At 39.8% G+C, this 3,165-nt stretch carries 3 protein-coding genes; all 3 read left to right on the top strand.

The window, feature by feature from the left end:
- Positions 1-812 precede the first annotated feature (812 nt).
- The 3 genes from ACED48_RS20255 (at position 813) to ACED48_RS20245 (ending at position 3,113) form a co-directional block, all read left to right on the top strand.
- Positions 813-1,586: an aminoglycoside phosphotransferase family protein gene (locus ACED48_RS20255; RefSeq protein WP_017058503.1), complete on the top strand. Its 774-nt coding sequence runs from the start codon at positions 813-815 to the stop codon at positions 1,584-1,586.
- A gap of 134 nt (positions 1,587-1,720) precedes the next feature.
- A complete protein-coding gene (locus tag ACED48_RS20250) occupies positions 1,721-2,296 on the top strand; it encodes a hypothetical protein (RefSeq protein WP_017058502.1) in 576 nt (191 codons plus the stop codon).
- A gap of 163 nt (positions 2,297-2,459) precedes the next feature.
- Positions 2,460-3,113: an HNH endonuclease gene (locus ACED48_RS20245; protein WP_371692223.1), complete on the top strand. Its 654-nt coding sequence runs from the start codon at positions 2,460-2,462 to the stop codon at positions 3,111-3,113.
- Positions 3,114-3,165 lie beyond the last annotated feature (52 nt).

Here is a 3,165-nt window from a genome sequence, read left to right as displayed (position 1 = left end):
GAAAGTCTTCTTAGCCAAGTGCGTTTTGTTAGTTGGGTTTAAATTCTGAGCTGCCTGTTTTACTTTTGCGTTCAAAGCCATTAGTTTTATTGCTAATTCAGCACCTTGGCGCTAAACCTTTAGTTTCACCGCGGTGGCAAACTAACAAAGCGCTTAAGACGGACTAACAAACGCTTGGCATTTTCGGTTCGGTTTAGTTTTGTGATTAAGGTGGTCAAGTTGGGTTAGCCACTTAGCTTAGCGTTAGTACGGGTTTGACATCAAAGGCCATCAGTTTTGGTGTTTATCTGTTCTGGCTCCCGTATTTACACCTTTCAGTTAGTGCCTTTCACGTTCTTTCCGGTGGCACTATATGCGGAGTGTTCGCTTTGATTTCACCGTTTACGGCTTCTAACTCTTAGCCTATTTCTTTGGCGCTTTTTCATTTTCGTGGTGACTTTTGAGAGAGCCTTGATTACTTTTTGTGTGGCTGTTGAAGTGCGAGGAAATAATCCTTTTCTAATTTGAAGTCAGTAAAAGTAGAGGAGTTCAGTGCGTTTTTCTTCTAGCCAACTCTCGTCTCTCAATGGCGGTAAAGTTTTGTAGCTGCCCGTCTCACTTCAGTGTTCAAAGCCTTTCATATCATGCCAGTTTTCAATATCTTGGGGCGCATAAATAGAAGTAGCGTATGTACTAACAAATTGCTTAAGAGTGATTCGTAACGCGTGGCATTTTTACTTTGCGGTGGCTTATGGTGATTAAGGCGCTGTGCGGTAGCTTTTGTATTGCGTTACTCACACCTTAGCAAGGCGTTAGTTGCACAGGGAGGTTTCGTGGAAGAATTATCAGGCGGAAGAGAATCCGCAATATATCGAGATGGTGAAGTTGTCTATCGACCTCTTCAACCGTGGAGTCCTACAATTCACTTTATTTTGAAGCACCTTGAGCAGGTGAATGTGGCTGAATGCCCAAGATTCCTTGGTATAAATCAAGATCAGGAAATCTTAAGTTTTGTCGTCGGCAATACTTATAATTATCCGTTGGTCGGTGCCATCGCCACTGCTGATGCCCTCATTTCTGCGGGTAAATTATTACGTAAAATACATGACTCAACAGCGCTACTTTTGAAACAAATTGATGTTAATGCTCACGAGTGGATGCTAGAGCCGAGAGAGCCTTTTGAGGTAATCTGTCATGGTGACTTTACTCCATACAATGTTGCTCTTTCTGAGAATATAGTCGTTGGTGTGTTTGACTTCGATACTGCGCACCCTGCGCCAAGAATATGGGATTTAGCATACTCAATTTATTGCTGGTCGCCTTTCAAAACTGACAGTAATGATAAGTTAGGTACAATTTCTGAGCAGGTGGCTAGAGCTAAGTTGTTCTGTGATAGTTACGGTGCAACTGAGTCCGAAAGAAGTCAATTAGCCGATGCAATGATTCAGCGGTTACAGGCGTTAGTTTCGTTCATGCGCAGTGAAGCTGAAAATGGTAATGAGTCTTTTGCTGAAAACATAGAGCAAGGTCATCTTCAGGCTTATCTAAATGACATAGAATATATCACTGAAAATAAACAAAAAATTCAGTATGCATTGTGCAACTAACAAACAATTTAAGAGTGATTCAGCACGCTTGGCATTTTTGGTTCGGGTTGAGTTCAATGTTTACGGTGGTCAAATTAAGTGTCGTGGTCGCGTGCTTCACACCTTAATTGGGCGTTAAGCGTATAGGAGTCATTTTGAGTTACGGGTACAGATTAAATGTAGAACAGCTTCTACTCAAAAACGCAAATAAGAGTTGGTTAGAAGCTGCCAAAAGTTTGGTTTCAGTCAGGCACTCTGATCCTGAGACTGCAAAAGACATTACGCTAATGAATCCAGCGTTCGATGATGAGAAAACAATATCTTTATGTATCGAGTCTGTTTTAGGTTGGGCTATAGCAACTGAAGCATTTGTTAATCTAGCCTGGCAAAATACTCTTAGCACTTCAGGTTTAGATGAAAAGCAATTCAGAGGCACAGTAGATAAAATTAAGTATCTCTGTAAAACAAACGAGATAAATTATGGCTCGTTAAAATGGCGTGATGATCTTGTAGAGTTGTTTAAGTTAAGAGACTACCTAGTACATTACAAAGATCCCATTACATACATTGGTTTTTCTTTTGCTCCAAAATATCAACGAGACTTTTGTCGTGAAAATATGGAAAGATATCAATCATCTGTAATGAGCCTAATGGAAGTATTAGGCGGAAAGTTAGGTATGGATATCTCTTTTCTAGCTGGGGAGTTCGAGCTTTTCTATTACAGTGAGTAACTTGAGAATACGCTTAACAAATTGTTCAAGAGTGATTCGGCACGCGTGGCATTTTTACTATGCGTTGGTTTAAGTGATTAAGGTAGCATGCGGTAGCTTAGGTATTGCGTGCCTCACACCTTAACAAGGCGTTATATTTTTATTCATAGTATAGGAGAAACCAATGGCTCATATTCCAGAAGAAGCGCATGTTGTTGCCTACTATTTGGCAAAATTCCCAGATTCTTATAAAAATCTTGAGCCTAATAAAAATATGACGAGTTTGCTTATTAGTTACTCTCGCTTCTTTTTTATGCCAGATAGTTCATTGAAGAGACTGCGAGATGAGTACGATGCTTTTTTTCCTTATAGAGCAGGATATAAAGGTGCTGATACGAGAGCATCTCGTGTAAAAGTTAATGAATCTCTTAAAAATCTAAGCGAGTCGGAACTGCATGAAAGAGTACTAAATATTGTAAATGAAGACTCAGCTGTATTACCGGAAGTCGAAACCGACACGCCTTTGTGGGAAGGGAAAAGGGTTCAAATTCTAGTCAATAAATTTGAAAGAAATCGATATGCACGTGCCGCTTGTATTGAGCATCATGGATTAAAGTGTCAATGCTGCTCAAATAATATGGGTGAAATTTATGGGGCAATTGCTGAAGGTATTATTGAGGTTCACCATATCAAACCTATTTCCGAAATTGGTGTTGATTATCAAATTGATCCTATTGCTGATTTGATCCCTCTGTGCCCTAATTGTCATAGAGTTGTACATAAACGAAACCCGCCTTATACAGTCGAAGAAGTACGATCAGCGTTAAGAAAAATATAACAAGAGACTATGGCGTCAATAGTTAATTTTTGGCGCTACCTTTATCCCACAT

The organism is Vibrio sp. 5S239, assembly GCF_041439575.1.
GTDB classification, from domain to species: domain Bacteria; phylum Pseudomonadota; class Gammaproteobacteria; order Enterobacterales; family Vibrionaceae; genus Vibrio; species Vibrio kanaloae.
The sequence above is the reverse complement of the archived record's forward strand: the minus strand, read 5'-3'. Positions and strand labels throughout refer to the sequence as shown.